The following is a 17,108-nucleotide window of genomic DNA, read 5'->3' on the forward strand; positions in this document are numbered from 1 at the left end:
GACGGTCGGCACTACTACTCACTTCGTAACGATTTTACCGGGTTCATTACAGCCGCTCTGATGCTTTGGAAACTAATGGTTAAGACGGCGACTGAAACGGTTAATAAGGCCGTCAGCACAAACATCCACCACTCAATAGCTATCGGATAAGCGAAACTCTGCAACCATTTAGTCATGGCCCACCAGGCCAATGGAGAAGTAAGAACAGTCGCAAGTAGTACCAGTCGAAGGAAGTCTCTGGACAGCAGTACAATTATCCCCGATACGGTAGCACCCAACACCTTCCGAATGCCAACTTCTTTGGTACGGACCTGGGCGGCATAGGCGGATAAACCAAATAACCCCAGGCACGAAATGAACATGGCGAAGACAGCAAACACGTTTAATACATTGCCAACTCGCTGTTCTGAATCGTAGAGTCGAGCCATTTTTTCATCCAGAAATGTATAAATGAACAAGCTGCCGGGCGAGAGACGAGCCAACGACGATTGAGCGAATTGTAAGGTTTCAGCCAGTTTGCTCCCTTTGATTTTTAGTAGAAAATAGTTCGCTTGCCCAGGGTGCTGGACAATCACCAATGGCTCTACGGTCGAGTGTAAAGACGCAAAATGAAAGTCTTTGGCAATGCCCACTATCTCGCCAGTGTCTCCTAAGGATACGACTTTCTGCCCGACGGGAGAATCCAGTTTGAGAGCCTTGGCAGCCGCTTCGTTCAGGATAACAGGAAAGTGAGCATTCTCCTCTTTCCTGACGAAATTTCGACCCGCTTTCAGCCCGATCTGTAGGACGGGAAGTGTGTTTTCATCGGCCCACATGAACCGAAGCTGACTCGCATCATCCGGCCTTCCCACTGGAGTAAGCATATCGGTACTGAAGCGGTCGCCCGGTAAGGTTGAGATTCGCGCTACGTTTGTAATGGCTGAGTTTTTCTGAAATTCCTGCTGAATCGCATTGGCTTTATCCCACATTTCCTTCCCGTAAAGTTTTACGGCTACGACTTGATCCTGATCGAACCCCAACTCTTTAGTCTGGAAAAACTTCATTTGGCGGTACACGACAATGGTACTGAAGATCATGAATACCGATACACTGAACTGAAAGACAATCAGCCCTTTGCGAACTAACGTGACCGATGAAGCCTGACTTTTCTTGCCTTTTAGCGAGGTAACGGGATCGAAGTTAGAAATGAACCAGGCGGGGTAAAAACCTGCAATCAGACTAATTAGCACAGTTAACAGCACCATCAGGACGACGTTCGATAGCGTGAACGGCTGTCCGAACCGGAGGTTCTTGGCGGCCAATTCATTATAAAACGGAATGGCTAATCGGAATAAGAGAAAGGCGACGGAAGCGGCTATCAGCGTCAGAATGAACGATTCGCCAAGAAACTGCCTGACTAACTGCTCTTTTCGGGCACCCAGTACTTTGCGTACACCCACTTCTTTCATTCGGTTAAATGCCTGCGCCGTGGCCATATTGATGAAATTCACCGACGCGATCAGTAGGATAAACAGGGCCGCAATGGAAAAAACGTACACATAAGTGATGTCGCTGTTCGGACCCATTTCCTTTTCCAGCCTGGAGTGCAGGTGGATATCTGTAATGGGCTGAATGGGCGTTCTCCGACTTGCCAGAATTTCCTTTCGGGTTTCGCCTTTGGCCTCATAGAATTTCACCATGAATTCCGGAATCCGCGCTTCCACATCCGAACGCGAGGCACTGTTGTTCAGTACGATATAGTTATAGAACCCTGACCAGCTTCGGTTTTCCAGATCCTTTTTGTCAGTATATCGATAGTAAGTGGCCATGGAAATGAGGTAATCGAATTGCAGGTGCGTTGGGAATGAGAAGCTCCTGATCACACCCGTTACCGTCAATGTCCGCTTGTCCAGATCATCCTGAATCCGTTTTCCTATTGGGTCTTCGTTGCCAAAGTATTTTGTCGCCATCGCTTCGGTGAGGACAATGGCGTCGATCTGTTTGAGGGCCGTTCGCGGATCACCTTTGACAAACGGAAGATCGAATACGTCAACCACAGTCGAGTCGGCGAAATACCCACTTTTCTCTTCGAACTGCTTTATCGCACCTCCCGACGGTACATAGCTGAACACCCGATCTGGATAAGGTCGGTGGAAGCGGGCTACGGTTTGGATTGCGGGGATTTCTTTTTGCATTTCCACCCCCAGAATAGGGGACGTAGCGGCCCACTGTCGGGTTTTCTCTCCAATATTGTCTGACGTGACTCGGAAAATACGGTCAGCTTTCGAGAAGCCTTTATCGTAACTCAACTCTTCCCGTACGTGCAAAATCATCAGCAAGCCACAGGCCAGCCCCAGAGCAAGTCCGGTTATCGTAAGCGTACTGTTTAATTTGTATCGGACTACGTTCCGTCGGGCGATGGTGAAATAGTTGCTTAACATAGCAGTAGTTGTTGGGTTTGGATATGGGTACTCTCCAGTTGACGTTCGCTTAATTGTAAAGGGCTTAATAAAGCCGATCACATCCCGCCAGTAGCGCCACCGCGCCCGCCGTTCACCAATCAGCCTAACCTGATAGGTAAACTCCTCATGCAAATCCCCCTGCACTTCCTCCAGTCGGTGAGGTGCGCAGAAGAAGCGAAGGAGTTGATTGGCCAGACGGGGTGGTGTCATGGTTTTTCATTTGGTTATGTTGATTGTAGAGACAGGGCATGCCCTGTCTCTACGGCGAATGTATTATTCACTGCGTAACGATTTCACCGGGTTCATCAACGCGGCTTTGATGCTTTGGAAACTGACTGTCAGCAGCGCAACGGACAGGGCCAGTAAACCCGCAAGCACAAACACCCACCATTGAACATCGATTCGGTATGCAAAATCGGATAGCCACTGATTCATTGAGTACCAGGCGATGGGTACAGCAATGAAAATGGCGATAATAACCAGTTTGATAAAGTCTTTGGCCAGCAACTGAATGATTCCTGTTACACTGGCTCCCAGTACTTTACGGACACCGATCTCACGAGTACGTACCTGCGCCGTATACGTTGCCAGACCAAACAGGCCTAAACATGAGATCAGAATGGCAATGGTCGCAAAGACGTTGAACAGCGTACCGGTTTTCTGTTCTGATTTATAGAGATTGTTGAATACATCGTCCAGGAAAGCGTAGTCTAATGGATAATCGGGATTGTATTGTTTCCAGGAACGTTCGGCGGCAGCAATGACCTGTTCCGCATTTTGCCCGGTTGTTTTTATGTAGATCGCCCGCATCTGATTGGGCTCGTAATAAAAAATGGCAGGCTCTATTTTCTGGCGCATCGACGCAAAGTGGAAATCCTTCACAACACCAATGATGGTTCCGTCGTGATTCCTTAGCTTGAACCGCTTGCCAATGGGGTTTTTAATGCGGGCGGTTTTGACGGCGGTCTCGTTTAAAATGAAATGCAACGAGTCGGCAACAGCACCGGTGAAATTAACGCCCTGTTCCAACTTCATTTTGAAGAAGGGAATGAAATCTTTATCGACTGCTACGGGACGTACCATCATGGTTTCGCCCTGTTCTTTGCCATCCCACTCATTGTTGCCGGTTTGCTCCCCAATCCGGACAATATTCGAGCTAGCTCGCGTGACGCCCGCAACGCCCGGCTGTTGCAGTAATTCGGCTTTTACGGCGTCGTAATGCGGGCTCATGTCCCGCATGGAAAAGGCAAACACATGCGTTTTGTCGTACCCCAATTCCTTTGACCGGATGTATTGCAGTTGATTGCTGATGATAAACGTACCGACCATCAGAATAACTGACACCGCAAACTGGGTCACCACCAGGATTTTTCGGAAGGTAGCTTCACTCAGGCGGGATGACACTTTACCTTTCAGCGCTTTCAGTGGCTCCAGCGACGAGAGTAACAGCGCCGGATAAATACTCGACGCGATCAAGGTTCCACTTATAGCCAGTCCAATAACCTGCCAGATATGGTAATTCGTAAAATCAAGAACAATTTCCTTCCCTGAAAGCTGGTTGTAGGTCGGCAGAAGCAGATACAGTAGCCCGATGGCAAGCACCGTTGCCAATGAGAAAAGCAAGGCCGTTTCAATAATGAACTGCACAAACAGTTGCCCTTTTGTTGCACCCACCACTTTGCGCATACTCACCTCTTTGGAGCGGAGGAGGGAGCGGGCCGTGGAGAGGTTTACGTAATTAATGCAGGCAATCGCCAAAATGAGCAGAGCGATAATCGAGAACATCCGGACCGTTTCAATTCCGCCATTGGTACCATCAGCTCTGTACAGGTGCATATCGGACAGAGGCTGTAACAGATACGTAAGGTCGGTATCATCTGGTTTGTTGCGAAGGTGAATGTTCCTCAGTTTAGTCGCTACGCTGCTAACCGACGCACTCGGCTCAAGGAGCAAATAGGTTTCGTAACTAAACTGATGGAAATCATTGTCCCGGTTTCGACCGTCCGTTCTATCCTGATACATCGTGGTAAACAGGAGTGAAATCGGCATGAACATGTCGTTCTGGATGCTCGAATTTTTCGGAAAATCCTTGATAACACCACTTACTTTAAACGAGACATTATTGGCCATCAGGATTTTGCCCAACGGGTTTTCATCGCCAAAATACCGTTTGGCAGTCGTTTCAGTCAGCACAACGGAATGCTCATCGGGAAACGGTTTGGCTGGATTTCCCTGAATAAGAGGAAAATCGAAAACCGAAAAGAAAGAAGGGTCGGTAAAGGCTGTTTTCTCTTTGTTGACGACTTTATCCTTGTATTTAAACAGCGTGAAATAGCCATTGCCTGTCATACGGACAGCATCCTTCACTTCGGGGACTTCTTTCTTCCCAAATTCGGCAATGGGTGCTACCGTATTTGCCCATATCTGTCGGCTGCTACCCGTACCCGCCCAGTTTTCGAGTCGATAGATGTTGGACACCTTCGCATGAAATCGATCAAAGCTTAGTTCGTCCTGTACCCACAGTAAAATCAGGATACCCACGGCCAATCCGGCAGTCAGACCCGTAATGTTGATGACCGAATAGAACTGGTTTTTTACCAGATTGCGCCAGGCGGTTCTAAAATAATTGCGTAGCATATAACTGTTTAAAAAAGATGAAGATGAATCGACACCGAAGCGTCCGGCAAGTCGGAGCGGAACTGATGGTGTTCGTTTCATCGCAAATGGCTTAATAAATCCCAATACATCCCGCCAATAAGACCAGCGTGCCCGACGCTCACCAATCCGCTCAACTTGATACGCGAATTCCTCATGCAAATCCCCCTGCACTTCCTCCAGGCGATGGGGAGCGCAAAAGAGTTTGAGCAGGCGGTCAGCTAAGCGGGGCGGTCGGAATGCCGCACCACCGACGTTTCGGGGTTTCATAATTGTAGCGCCGACCGTCCCGGTCGGGTGGATAAATCCAATATTTCACGGCCGACCGGAACGGTCGGCACTACTCACTTCGCAATGATTTAACCGGGTTCATCAAGGCGGCTTTGATGCTTTGAAAACTAACCGTTGCCAGGGCAATTACAACCGATAGTATACCTGCCATGACGAACATCCACCACTCGATATTAATCTTATAGGCGAATCCCTGAAGCCATTGATTCATGGCCCACCACGCTAAAGGCGAGGCAATCAGGATAGCGATGGCAACCGGTTTTAGAAAATCCTGCGAGAGGAGGCCGACGATGCTGGTCACCGATGCACCCAGCACTTTGCGAACACCAATCTCTTTGGTGCGCTGCTCGGCGGTGAACGTAGCTAATCCAAACAGACCCAGACACGAAATGAAAATGGCCAGGAACGCAAAGTAATTTGAGAGTTTGCTCACAATCTGCTCGCTCTTGTACTGACTGGCGTAAGCCTGATCGGTGAACGAATAGGTGAAGGGGAATTTCGGATTCAGTTTTTTGCAGATGGTCTCCAACTGAGCAAGGGCTTCGGTGGTTTTACCGGCTTCAATACGGACAATTACATTGCCTCCCTGCCGTCTCTTACCTGTATTTAACGTAGCAATTAGTGGTCGTATAGCCGTATGCAGGGATTGAAAATGGAAATCTTTCAAAACACCGACGATCGTTCCCTTGCCATTGCCCCAGGTTAACGTTTTGCCGATCGGATTTTTGAAGCCGATAACTTTTAGAGCCGCTTCATTGATCAGAAAACCAGTGGAGTCTGTTGGAAACGCTTTTGAGAAATCCCGCCCTTCTACTACCTTGATGTTCATTGCTTTGACAAAATCATAGCCAACACCGACGGGCGTAAATCGAACTTTGTCATTCGGATCAGCCCCGGCCCAACTGATGCCTTCGGTTCCTGACCCATTGGACGCTGGTTCTGCGGACATGTGCGATACCTGCTTTATACTCGGAATCTGCGAAAGCTCTTCTTTCAGAATGTCATAGTTCTTGTTCAGATCACCTTCCAGCGGAAAATAAATGAGATTCTCCCGGTCATAGCCTAGATTTTTGGATTGTACATATTCCACCTGTTTGTAGATGATAATCATGCCTACAATCAGGATGATCGACAGGGCAAACTGAAAGACAACCAGCCCTTGCCGAAGCCAGGTGGACTTTGTGTCAAACTTCAACGCGCCTTTCAACACGCGAACTGGACTAAGTGAAGACAGGAAAAAGGCAGGATAACTTCCGGCTAGTAAACCCGTTGTCAGAGTCAGGCCAATCAGAATCTCCCAGGACGAAAGCGTATTTATGGGCAGAGCGATCTGTTTGCCGGTCAGACTATTGAACGCCGGCAGGAGCAAGGCCACGAATAAGACTGCCAGTAAAACAGAGAAGATTGTGAGCAACAGGGCTTCGCCAATAAATTGCCCGATCAACAAAAAACGAGCGGCTCCGATCACCTTCCGAACCCCCACTTCTTTGGCCCGTTTGGCCGACCGGGCTGTGGCCAGATTCATGAAATTGACGCAGGCAATCAGCAGGATAAACACTGCGACAATGGTAAACAATCGCACATATTCGATACGCCCACCGTCGATTTTATCATTCTTGAAATTACTATTCAGGTAGTATTCGTGGAAAGGCTGCATGGCCAGCTCGGTGTGAAAAGGCTTGCCTTCGTCCCGATTAAACTTGTCGAGCAGATGCTTAATTTTCGCTTCTACTTTTGCCGGATCAGCATCGGGGCGAAGCATAAAAAAGGTGAGTGGATCGGTACTTTCCCAACCTTTGGCCCATTGATTATCCTCTACATATTCATCCCAATTGCGCAAACAATCGAATTGTAAGGTGCTGTTTTGGCCTATGTTTTCAAAGACGGCGGTTACCAGCAAATCTTTACGATTGTCGAACCGGATGGATTTGCCAATGGCTTTTTCGGGGCTACCAAAAAACGTTTCGGCCATTGTTCGGGAAATTGCCAGACTATTGCGATCTCTCAACGCAGCTTCGGGAGTTCCCTGCAAGAGCTTGTAACTGAACATCTTGAAGAAATCAGCATTAGCCGCGTTGGTCGCCTGTTTGTTCACTTTAGCGCCGACGGAGAATGTTTGGTTGCTTACCCATTCATAAGGCGTTGCCATCTGAATTTCGGGCACCGATTTTTTTAACTCATCGGCCAGCGGACCGGGAGTCCAGATGACGCCCTGTACTTTTCCGCTGAAAAACTCCCGCATATAAATTCGATACAATTGCTGCTTGTTAGCATGAAACGCATCGACATTCAGCTCATCCTGAACCCATAGCATAATCAATAAACTACAGGCCATGCCCAAAGCAAGACCGAGCATATTGATGGCCGAGAACGTCTTGTTCTTGGTAAGGTTTCGAAATGCGATTTTGACATAATTCTGTAGCATAGCTGGGTTCATTAAATACGTTGTTGTATCGGTACTATATCGGTGATGCTGCATGGCTACCACCGGTTTTCGTTTCATCGCAAAGGGTTTTACAAACCCCAACACATCCCACCAGTAGCGCCACCGCGCCCGACGCTCACCAATCCGCCCGACCTGATATGCGAACTCTTCGTGCAAATCCCCCTGCACTTCCTCCAGGCGATGGGGAGCGCAAACGAGTTTGAGCAGGCGGTCGGCTAAGCGGGGTGGATTCATGGCAAGGGGCTTGGAGCGCGGAGCAGGGGCATAAAGTACACTGCTGAGTAATCCCAGCTCCGTGCGCCCTGCTCCACGCTATTCTGAACGAAGTGACGTAATCGGGTTCATTAAGGCCGCTTTGATCGCCTGGAAACTAACGGTTAGCAAGGTGATGATCAGGGCACCTATACCGGCGGCTGCAAAAATCCACCATTCAATGTCGGTGTGGTAGTCGTATTTCAGAAGCCACTGATTCATGAAATACCAGGCGATGGGTACGGCGATCAGGCAAGAGATAATCACCAGAAAGACAAAGTCTTTGGAGAGCAATCCCCACAAATTGGTGACTGTCGCACCCAGCACTTTGCGAACGCCAATTTCCTTGGTACGTTGTTCAGCTACGAACGACGCTAACCCGAAAAGACCAAGACAGCTTATGAGAATGGCAAGCACTGCAAAAACAGAAGCTAGTTTGCCAATACGCTCTTCTGCCGAAAATTTGGCGGCATATTGCTCATCCACGAACTTATAATCGAAGGAAGCCGAAGGGACTATTTTTTTGATTACATTTTCGATCTGAGGAATAGCAGCCGCAGCACTTACCGTCGGATTAATCTTGATCGTCAGTTGACTTGACTGAGAATAATTTTTATCCAGAAAGAAGAACGTCTGCTTGACGGGTTCGTAAGGCGATTGCATCACCAGGTCTTTAATAACACCGATTATTTTCCAGGTACTTACTTTATCATCCCCTTTCACAAATTCACCAACGGGCTCTTTTAGATGCATGTATTTGGCCGCTGTTTCATTGATAATCAAACCTGATGAGTCAGTCGAAAACGCTTTTGAAAAATCACGACCGTCAATAAATTGCCACCCAACGGTTTTTCCGAAATCATGCGTGACTTCGCAAACGGCAAAATCAGAATCTTTTTCCGGGTCTTTGCCTCGCCAGTCGTAACCACCCGAATTACTCCAAACGGCTGTTAATGGATTGGAGGAGAAGGCTACGTCCGTAACCATTCCCGTATTGACTAATTCACTTTTTAGTAGTTCATGTTTCCCTTTATAATTGGGGTCATTCATGGAGAGGTTTATTAATCCTTCCCGATTATACCCAATTGGGCGGTTGCGGGCATGCTGGATTTGTTGGTAAACGATAATGGTGCCGATAACCAGAACCACCGAAACGGTAAACTGAACGACCACCAGAATTTTGCGGGGCAGTGCCGCAAAACGACCCAGTCGAATCGTTCCTTTTAAAACTTTAACGGGCTGGAAAGACGACAGATAAAAAGCTGGATAAAGGCCTGCCAGAAAACCCGTTAACGTAATGAATACAAGAGAAATAAGCCAGAAGACGGGATTAGTAAAAGGTAAGGACATATCCTTGTCTGCCAGTTCATTGAACCAGGAAAGCGACGTTACAACGAGTATTACAGACAGAATAAATGCGAGGACAACCACTAAAAATGATTCGCTCATAAACTGGTTGACGAGCTGCCATTTTATGGACCCAATGGCTTTCCGAATCCCAACTTCTTTGGCTCGTTTTTCACTACGTGCCGTGCTTAAATTCATGAAATTGATGCACGCCAGCAGCAACACAAATACGCCGATGATACCGAATAGCCAAACGAATGTAATACGACCGGCAGCGGGTTTACCATCCACAAACTCTGAATATAAATGCCAGGTGCTCATGGGAACCAGCTGAACAAATGGTTTATATTTTTGCATTTCTTTTAAAAAACTGGATGGTAAATTTTTGTAATGAAAATCCTTAATACCTGCGTCGGCGGTCGCCATGGTTACCGTTGGCTGCAACTGGACATAGATATTAAATGAGCGATTGTTCCATTCATTTTCGCACTGTTTTATCCACTCATTGGAGGCAACCCAAAGAGGCCAGGGAGAGAAAAATTGCACTTCGCCAAACCGGGCATTCTTCGGTATATCCTGATAAACGCCCGTTACTTTTACATCAATTCGATTGTCAATTTTTAAGGATTTGTTTATCGGGTCATCGGTACCGAAAATAGCCTCGGCCGTTGATTTTGACAGAATGATGGAGTGCATGTCGCTTAAGCTCGAATAGCTTCCTTTTAGCATGTTTAGCGAAAGCATTTCGGGCGCATCGGCTTCAATAAATTCCCCCGTTTTCTGAAAATTCTTATCACCAACTTTTAACGTATAACCGCTTACCCACCAGGCCATCAATACGTGTTTGAAATAGTGTTTGTATTTCGTTCTAAGAATGGCTCCCATAGGAAATTGCAATGAAACAGACCCTCCAATTTTACTCGTTTGCGGGTCTGTTCCACCACTCCATACCTGAGCGATGTTGTCGTAATTTTTGTGGTATTTATCGTAGGATAATTCATCCCACAACCAAAGCCCAATCAGCATCGCTACGGCCATGCCGACCGCCAGCCCACCGATGTTAATGACGGAATACGCCTTGTTTTTGACCAGGTTTCGAAAGGCGATTTTGAGATAATTTCGTAGCATAACCGTATTTGTTGGGGTAGGGTAGTTATTGAAGCTTCCAGTTACGGATTCGCGCTTCATTGCAAATGGTTTTATGAATCCTAGAACATCTCGCCAGTACCGCCAGCGTGCCCGCCGTTCGCCAATGCGTTCCACTTGCCAGGCAAACTCCTCGTGTAAATCGCCCTGTACTTCCTCTAGCCGGTGAGGAGCACAAACGAGTTTTAGCAGGCGGTCAGCTAAGCGGGGTGGGTTCATGGCCTTGAGCTTGGAGCGCGGTGCAGGGTAAAGAGTACGTTGTAGGAACCGCCCTGCACCATGCTATTCAGAACGTAGTGAGGTAACTGGGTTCATTAATGCTGCTTTCACACTTTGGAAACTGACCGTGAACAGGGCTATAAAAAGGGAAAGTAGACCAGCTATGGCAAACATCCACCAGCTTACAGGCACCCTATACGCAAACCCTTGTAGCCACTGGTTCGTAGACCACCAGGCAATAGGTGTTGCGATAACAAAAGCGACCATCACTAATTTTAAAAAGTCTTTCGATAAAAGCTGTATGATTCCCGATACGCTGGCACCCAACGCTTTACGTATGCCTATTTCCTTACTTCGCTGTTCGGCGTCAAAGGCTGCCAGTCCAAATAAACCAAGGCAGGAGATCAGGATGGCCATAAGTGTAAATGAATTGACAATGCGACCGAGGGTGCTTTCAGCTTCATACTGCTTTTGCACATCATCGTCCATGAAGGCGTAATCAAACGGGGTATTCACAAAATCTTTTTGCCAGATGGTTTCTAGTTTATCCAGTAAGGCAGTATAGTTTTTGCTGGCGGCACTCACAATGAGTTTAGAACCTGTATCTGGCGAATACGTGAGGAACAGGGGCTTTACTTCATCACGTAGCGAGCTGAAGTTATAATTTTTCATGACCCCAATGATGTCAAAGTTCATGGGAGAACCGTCACCTCTCTGAGAATAAACCCGTGTGCCTGGTGCAGACGCTACCGTTAAGTTTAAGGATTTGGCAAGTGATTCATTGATAATTATTTTCCCTGAATCAGACGGTCTGAAATCCCGACCACTGGCCAGCCGAATACCCGTTGCGTTCATGAACTGTTCATCGGCCTCTATGAAGCTGGCGTCAGGTGCAGTGGTCATATTTCCGCCAGCCCGGAAAAGGTGCATATCGTAAAGGACCATTTGCCCAGGAGAATTATTTGCTCTACTAACCGTTTTAACCTCCGCTAAAGCGCGGATATCGGCCATAAAGCCCGGCAGTTTAGCGACTGCTTCGCCGGTATGAAAGGAAAAAATAAGCTTCTGGTCTTTGTCGAAACCCAGGTCTTTATTTTTGATAAAACTCAACTGGCTGTAAATAATAATGATGCCGGTAATCAGCACAATTGATAAGACAAACTGAAATACAACCAGCGACCGGCGGATGCCTGCTGCGGAAATATGATTCGTGAAATTTCCCTTGATAACTTTTATCGCCTGGAATCCAGAGAGGTAAAAAGCGGGATAGCTGCCAGCCAGTAAGCCAGTGATCATAACCAGACTGGCCAGTACCACCCAGAGCCTGTAATCGGTTAAAAAGGTTAAGCTTATGTCGGCTGCGGTAAGTTGATTCAGATAGGGGAGTAGTATAATCAGCAAAGGCAAGGCGATGCATACGCCGATAAATGACAACAGGAGTGATTCGCCTAAAAATTGACGAATGAGATCTGTGCGTTCGGCTCCGGTAACCTTTCGAACGCCCACTTCCTTGGCTCTTTTTGACGCCCTCGCTGTGGAGAGATTCATAAAGTTGATACAGGCTATAACCTGTATGAGTCCAGCAATGAGTAATAAAATGTACAGGAACGATGGGCTAACCGGTTTGGTCAATTCGACGCCTTTATAGCCGGGTGACGTATGAATAGACCGTACTGGCTCCAGGTGCAAGTCTTTGGTCATACCCTGACTTTTCAATTGTTCGTCTCCATACTTTTTCAAAAAGGCAGGTAGCTTTTTGTCCAGAGCAGCCACATTGGTTTTCGGCTGAAGCTTTACGTAGGAAATAACGAAGTTGGCGCCGGACCAGGAATTATTATGAAGGGCAAAATCACCGAAACCCCCGCTGTTCATCGACATAAACAGGTTGGCTTGGATGTGCGATTTTCCCAGACTTTCATCTACAACTCCTGATACGGTAAAATCGTGTTTGCCGTTTGTATTGTCTATCGTAATGACTTTGCCCAGCGGATTTTCCAACCCAAACAATTTATCGGCAGTAGATTTTAACAGCACTACAGTATACGGAGCAGACAAAGCTGTTTTAGGATTACCATACTCGAAGTGGAAATTGAATAGATCGAACAAGGTAGAGTCGGCAAAAACCGCGTCTTTTTCATAGAGTGCTTTATCCTGATAGCGTAACAAATGATGATCGATACCAAGGTCTGGCACGATGCGCGTATATTGGGCTACTTCCGCAAAATCATTTTTCATCGCTGGCGCAACAGGTGCCGTAACCGTAGCCCAATTCCCTTTATCGCCCTGAATCGTCCATAGCGTTGTAATCCGATAAATGTCGTTTACATCCAGATGTTGCTTATCATAACTATACTGATCCTGAACATACAGGACAATATACAGGCAGCACAACGTCCCCACTGCCAACCCAATAATGTTGGTAGACGAGTAAACCTTATTCTTGACCAGATTTCGAAAGGCGATTTTGAAATAGTTTCGTAGCATAGCCGGGTTTATTGAATTGGCGTACTGATTGTGATGGTATGTGGATCTCCAGTAGGGCATTTCAGCCATTTGTTTTCTCTTAATCGACAAGGGCTTGACGAACCCCAGTACATCTCGCCAGTATCGCCAGCGTGCACGCTTTTCGCCAATACGTTCCACTTGCCAGGCAAACTCCTCGTGCAAATCTCCCTGTACTTCCTCCAGTCGGTGAGGAGCGCAGACGAGTTTTAGCAGGCGGTCGGCCCAGCGGGGTGGACTGACGGGCGATTTCATAAGCTAATGGCCGGATTGAATGGGTCTGGCATCCGGGTCCATAAATTCACCCGCACATCCTGAATTTCCTGCAACGTCCGTCGGCCATAGGCAGTTACGGTAAACAGCCGCTTCCTGCGACCTCCTCGTTCGGCAGTAGGCTCGCCCATTTCGGATTTTACCATGCCTTTGTCTTCCAGCCGTTGCAAGGCCGCGTGAATCTGGTTCAGACGAACTGAGCGTCCCGTTTGCTCAATGATCTCGTGCGTGAGCGCTACGCCATACGCCTGCCCTTCCATCACAGCAACGGTTAGCAGCACGATCTCTTCGAACTCGCCCAAATAGCTTCGTTTCATGGCCATTAATTAGTTCTATGTTTGCTGAGCAAATGCTTTGCCAGATTGAGAAATAGCCTTTCTGGCTTTGTAAGGGCACTTTTTAAGGCGATGCGTGAGGATTTGTTGTCCGCTTTCGGACAGAGAGCGTACGGTTTGGGACAAGGGTGCTAGAGTGGCTATTGGCCATTTCCCCTCACCCCCAACCCCTCTCCCATCTTGGGAGAGGGGAGAATGCTCGACTATTTTTAGCCCCTCTCCTGTTTTGGGAGAGGGGTTGGGGTGAGTGGAAATAATCACTTCAATCCCCAATTCTACAGTTCAGGCGCTGTTTTTACCAGTTAAGCACTACTCACCTTTCCTGCCGGTTGATGCGGGAAGACCTTTGTTGTGTCAATAGTCAAACGTTCCTCTTTTTTTACTAAAGCACAACAACTACAATGAACATGAAAGGAATGATTCTTACTGCTTGTATAGCAAGTCTGCTATTGGGCTGTAAGAACGAAGAAAACAAAGTGCCTGCCCCAGATCAGGGCAATCCCAGCCAGCTACCGTACTCGCTCGGTGGTATCGGTAATGAAAGCCTGGCGGACGTACCCGTTTCAACTAAGTTTGGGTATGCTTCGGCCGATAACCTGCCTACTTCGGTGGATTTAACACCTAATCTGCCGCCGGTTGGTGATCAGGGTAGTTACGGCACCTGCGTGTCCTGGTCAGTTGGCTACTACGCAAAAACCGCCATTGAAGGGATTGCCAAAGGATACACGACTTCGCAGTTGACAAACGCTGCGTATCAAATTAGTCCCCGTGACTTATTTACTGCCATTCCAGAGGGGTCGCAAAAAGGGAAAAACTGTAATGGAAGTACCCTGTCGGCAAATCTGGATGTGCTGCAACAGCGGGGAGCTGCTACGCTGGGCGTGGTTCCTTACAGCAATTTAGGCGATTGTAGCAAGGCAAGCGCATCGGCCAGTTGGGATACCGAAGCCGCTAAACATAAAATAAAAAGCTACCGCATCATTGATCCTACAGTCTTGAGTGTCAAGCAGCAACTAGCTAGTAAACTGCCGGTTATGATTCTGGCAAAGTTGTCGGACAACTTTATGTCCTGGAACAGTGATAACGTGCTTTCGTCGAATACAACCTATAATCAGGTTGGTAAGGATGCTTACCACGGCTTGTCAATTGTTGGGTACGACGATAAAAAAGGAGCCAATGGTGCGTTCAAAATTGTCAATTCCTGGAGCGCAAGCTGGGGGAGCAAGGGTTTCATCTGGGTTGATTACAATTTCCTGATCAATACGTTTGTTACCGATGATGGTCTGGGCAACAAAGCGCTGATGGTGATGAGCGAAAGCGCCACGAAGCCGCAGGATGATACCAATCCAACTCCACAGCCTACACCAACCACAAACGGCGTCGATCTGGTGGCCTGGGTAAATGAGGATTTCTCGGATTATGTAAGTACGGGTTCTTCGACTGCCCGCGCCCTGGACTTTAATATTTATAACGATGGGAATGCCGACGCGAAGCCGCAAACGCCCTGGACAGCCTACTACATTTACTATAACGCTCGTAATGCAAACGACTATGGCGTCCTGTTCCACCACACATATACAACCAAAAATCTGGCTTCAGGCAAATACACCTGCGATGGTGGTAACTGCAATCTGAATTTGCCTATACCGGCTGGTAGTAGCCTCTCGGAGCAGCTTTTCGGTAACGACGAAGGCGTACAGGTGAGTTATTCAGTGCCCTCTTCGCTGAATGGTTCGTATTATCTGGTGTTGATCGTGGATGCTGATGGTGCCTTCAATGAAGCTGATGAGGATGATAATTTCTTCTACACGACAGATCGGCCTATCAAATTCAAAAGTGGCTATGCTGCTCGAATGGCCAATGGAGCCGAAACAGGTGTAGCTTTTTCATTCAAAAATCAGACGACCGTCAAAAGTCCTGAGAAATCGCGCCGGCAATTTAATTCGGCTATTAAGACAGATAACCTGAACGCGTACTCGCCACAAGAAATCTTCAGCTTCATTCGTCAACAGAAAAAGAGCGGTGCTTTTGCTCAAAAACTTCGGGAACATGATCGCCAAAGCGCAACCCAATCGATCCGGCCAGCTACTAGTAAGTAAGCTACTGGCGATCTTACTGATTGGCCTTAGTTGCGTAGCCTGCACGGCAACCGCAACGTCCAGCACGAAAAACGTATCGGCTGCCAGTATCCTGGAGAAGCTCAAAAAACAGGAGCCGATTCTGCTGGAAAACCGGACGATTGAGGGCGATCTGGATTTTACGACACTAGCGACCTATCCCGAAACGGAAACGGTTCGTAAAGCGGTGATCGAGTCGCCTGTCTTCTTCAAGAACTGCGTGTTTACAGGTAAGGTATTGGGATTCAGTCAGCGAGAGAGACAAACTACCTTGTGCGAATTCCGGAAAAACCTGTCTTTCGTGGACTGTAAATTCAATGATGTGGCTAATTTTCAGTCGGTTTCGGTAGCGGGGATCAGTTGTTTTTCCAAAAGTCAGTTTAACCGAATCGCTTCTTTTGAAGGTGCCCGTTTTGGGTCGGAAGCGTATTTCGACAATATACTGTTTGCTCAGGAAGCGCATTTTCAGACCACTTATTTTGGGAAGATGGCCAGTTTCTGGAAATCAACCTGGGCCGCGACAAGCTATTTTCAGGGAGCTATTTTTAATGGCGATGCACAATTCAATCTGGCTGATTTCAGAGCTAACCTCGATTTCTCGTTATGCACCTCATACGGCTTGCTCAATTTCACCTATGCGAAGTTTACTGGGCGCAGTATTTTCGATAATTGCCGCTTTAAAAATGCCGTCGATTTTAATAGCACAACGCTGAAAGAAGCCAGCTTTCAGGAAGCATTCTTCGACACGAAAGCATCGTTCGTTAGCGTCAAAAGTGAGTCAATTTCCTTCGAAAATGCGTTTTTTCTTTCCCTAAAACCAACGTTGGAGTTCAGCAGTCCACAACCCGCTACGCTAACCATGATAGGTTCCCGGGTGGCTGCGTCTGGTACGGTTCGGATTGAGTAGACGGCGTTTACCCTCACCCCAACCCCTCTCCCAAAACGGGAGAGGGGCTAAAAAATAGGACTTAATAGTCCTGCCCTGAAAGGGACTTAGGGAGAAAATCTGAACAATGAGTTTGTTTGTTCAAATTTCTAAAACCCCTATGAGATTAGGGTAAACATACCAAGGGTTACTCTTTTT

8 protein-coding genes are annotated in these 17,108 nt (G+C 47.5%); 2 read left to right on the forward strand and 6 right to left on the reverse strand.

The window, feature by feature from the left end:
- Window positions 1-14: 14 nt before the first annotated feature.
- The 6 genes from GO755_RS21120 to GO755_RS21145 all read right to left on the reverse strand — a co-directional run bounded on the left by GO755_RS21120 (window position 15) and on the right by GO755_RS21145 (window position 13,889).
- Complete coding sequence (locus GO755_RS21120; RefSeq protein ID WP_227687035.1) at window positions 15-2,651, reverse strand: permease prefix domain 2-containing transporter; 2,637 nt, start codon at window positions 2,649-2,651, stop codon at window positions 15-17.
- 63 nt (window positions 2,652-2,714) lie between these two features.
- Window positions 2,715-5,366, reverse strand: a complete 2,652-nt coding sequence (locus tag GO755_RS21125) for an ABC transporter permease (protein WP_227687036.1) — start codon at window positions 5,364-5,366, stop codon at window positions 2,715-2,717.
- 70 nt (window positions 5,367-5,436) lie between these two features.
- On the reverse strand, window positions 5,437-8,067 hold the full coding sequence (locus tag GO755_RS21130) for an ABC transporter permease (protein ID WP_227687037.1): 2,631 nt from the start codon (window positions 8,065-8,067) through the stop codon (window positions 5,437-5,439).
- Between the two features lie 78 nt (window positions 8,068-8,145).
- On the reverse strand, window positions 8,146-10,797 hold the full coding sequence (locus GO755_RS21135; RefSeq protein WP_157587285.1) for an ABC transporter permease: 2,652 nt from the start codon (window positions 10,795-10,797) through the stop codon (window positions 8,146-8,148).
- Window positions 10,798-10,860: 63 nt separating this feature from the next.
- Window positions 10,861-13,554 carry a permease prefix domain 2-containing transporter gene (locus tag GO755_RS21140; RefSeq protein WP_198174891.1) on the reverse strand — a complete coding sequence of 898 codons (2,694 nt, stop codon included), beginning with the start codon at window positions 13,552-13,554 and terminating at the stop codon, window positions 10,861-10,863.
- Complete coding sequence (locus GO755_RS21145; protein WP_111350129.1) at window positions 13,551-13,889, reverse strand: PadR family transcriptional regulator; 339 nt, start codon at window positions 13,887-13,889, stop codon at window positions 13,551-13,553. The genes GO755_RS21140 and GO755_RS21145 overlap by 4 nt, the downstream gene beginning before the upstream one ends.
- A 419-nt stretch (window positions 13,890-14,308) precedes the next feature.
- On the opposite strand from GO755_RS21145, the gene GO755_RS21150 reads away from it, so the two are divergent.
- Both GO755_RS21150 and GO755_RS21155 read left to right on the forward strand, forming a co-directional pair.
- Complete coding sequence (locus GO755_RS21150; RefSeq protein WP_157587286.1) at window positions 14,309-16,006, forward strand: C1 family peptidase; 1,698 nt, start codon at window positions 14,309-14,311, stop codon at window positions 16,004-16,006.
- Window positions 15,957-16,931, forward strand: coding sequence for a pentapeptide repeat-containing protein (locus GO755_RS21155; RefSeq protein WP_157587287.1), 975 nt, complete (start codon window positions 15,957-15,959; stop codon window positions 16,929-16,931). The genes GO755_RS21150 and GO755_RS21155 overlap by 50 nt, the downstream gene beginning before the upstream one ends.
- Window positions 16,932-17,108: the final 177 nt, after the last annotated feature.

The sequence above is a fragment of the Spirosoma arboris genome, from assembly GCF_009754945.1.
GTDB lineage: Bacteria > Bacteroidota > Bacteroidia > Cytophagales > Spirosomataceae > Spirosoma > Spirosoma arboris.

Excerpts from the sequence above, each read along its gene's own strand:
- GO755_RS21150 (WP_157587286.1), top strand. The coding sequence starts at position 14,309 with ATGAACATGAAAGGAATGATTCTTACTGCTTGTATAGCAAGTCTGCTA.
- GO755_RS21145 (WP_111350129.1), bottom strand. The coding sequence starts at position 13,889 with ATGAAACGAAGCTATTTGGGCGAGTTCGAAGAGATCGTGCTGCTAACC.
- GO755_RS21140 (WP_198174891.1), bottom strand. The coding sequence starts at position 13,554 with ATGAAATCGCCCGTCAGTCCACCCCGCTGGGCCGACCGCCTGCTAAAA.
- GO755_RS21130 (WP_227687037.1), bottom strand. The coding sequence starts at position 8,067 with ATGAATCCACCCCGCTTAGCCGACCGCCTGCTCAAACTCGTTTGCGCT.
- GO755_RS21155 (WP_157587287.1), top strand. The coding sequence starts at position 15,957 with ATGATCGCCAAAGCGCAACCCAATCGATCCGGCCAGCTACTAGTAAGT.
- GO755_RS21120 (WP_227687035.1), bottom strand. The coding sequence starts at position 2,651 with ATGACACCACCCCGTCTGGCCAATCAACTCCTTCGCTTCTTCTGCGCA.
- GO755_RS21125 (WP_227687036.1), bottom strand. The coding sequence starts at position 5,366 with ATGAAACCCCGAAACGTCGGTGGTGCGGCATTCCGACCGCCCCGCTTA.
- GO755_RS21135 (WP_157587285.1), bottom strand. The coding sequence starts at position 10,797 with ATGAACCCACCCCGCTTAGCTGACCGCCTGCTAAAACTCGTTTGTGCT.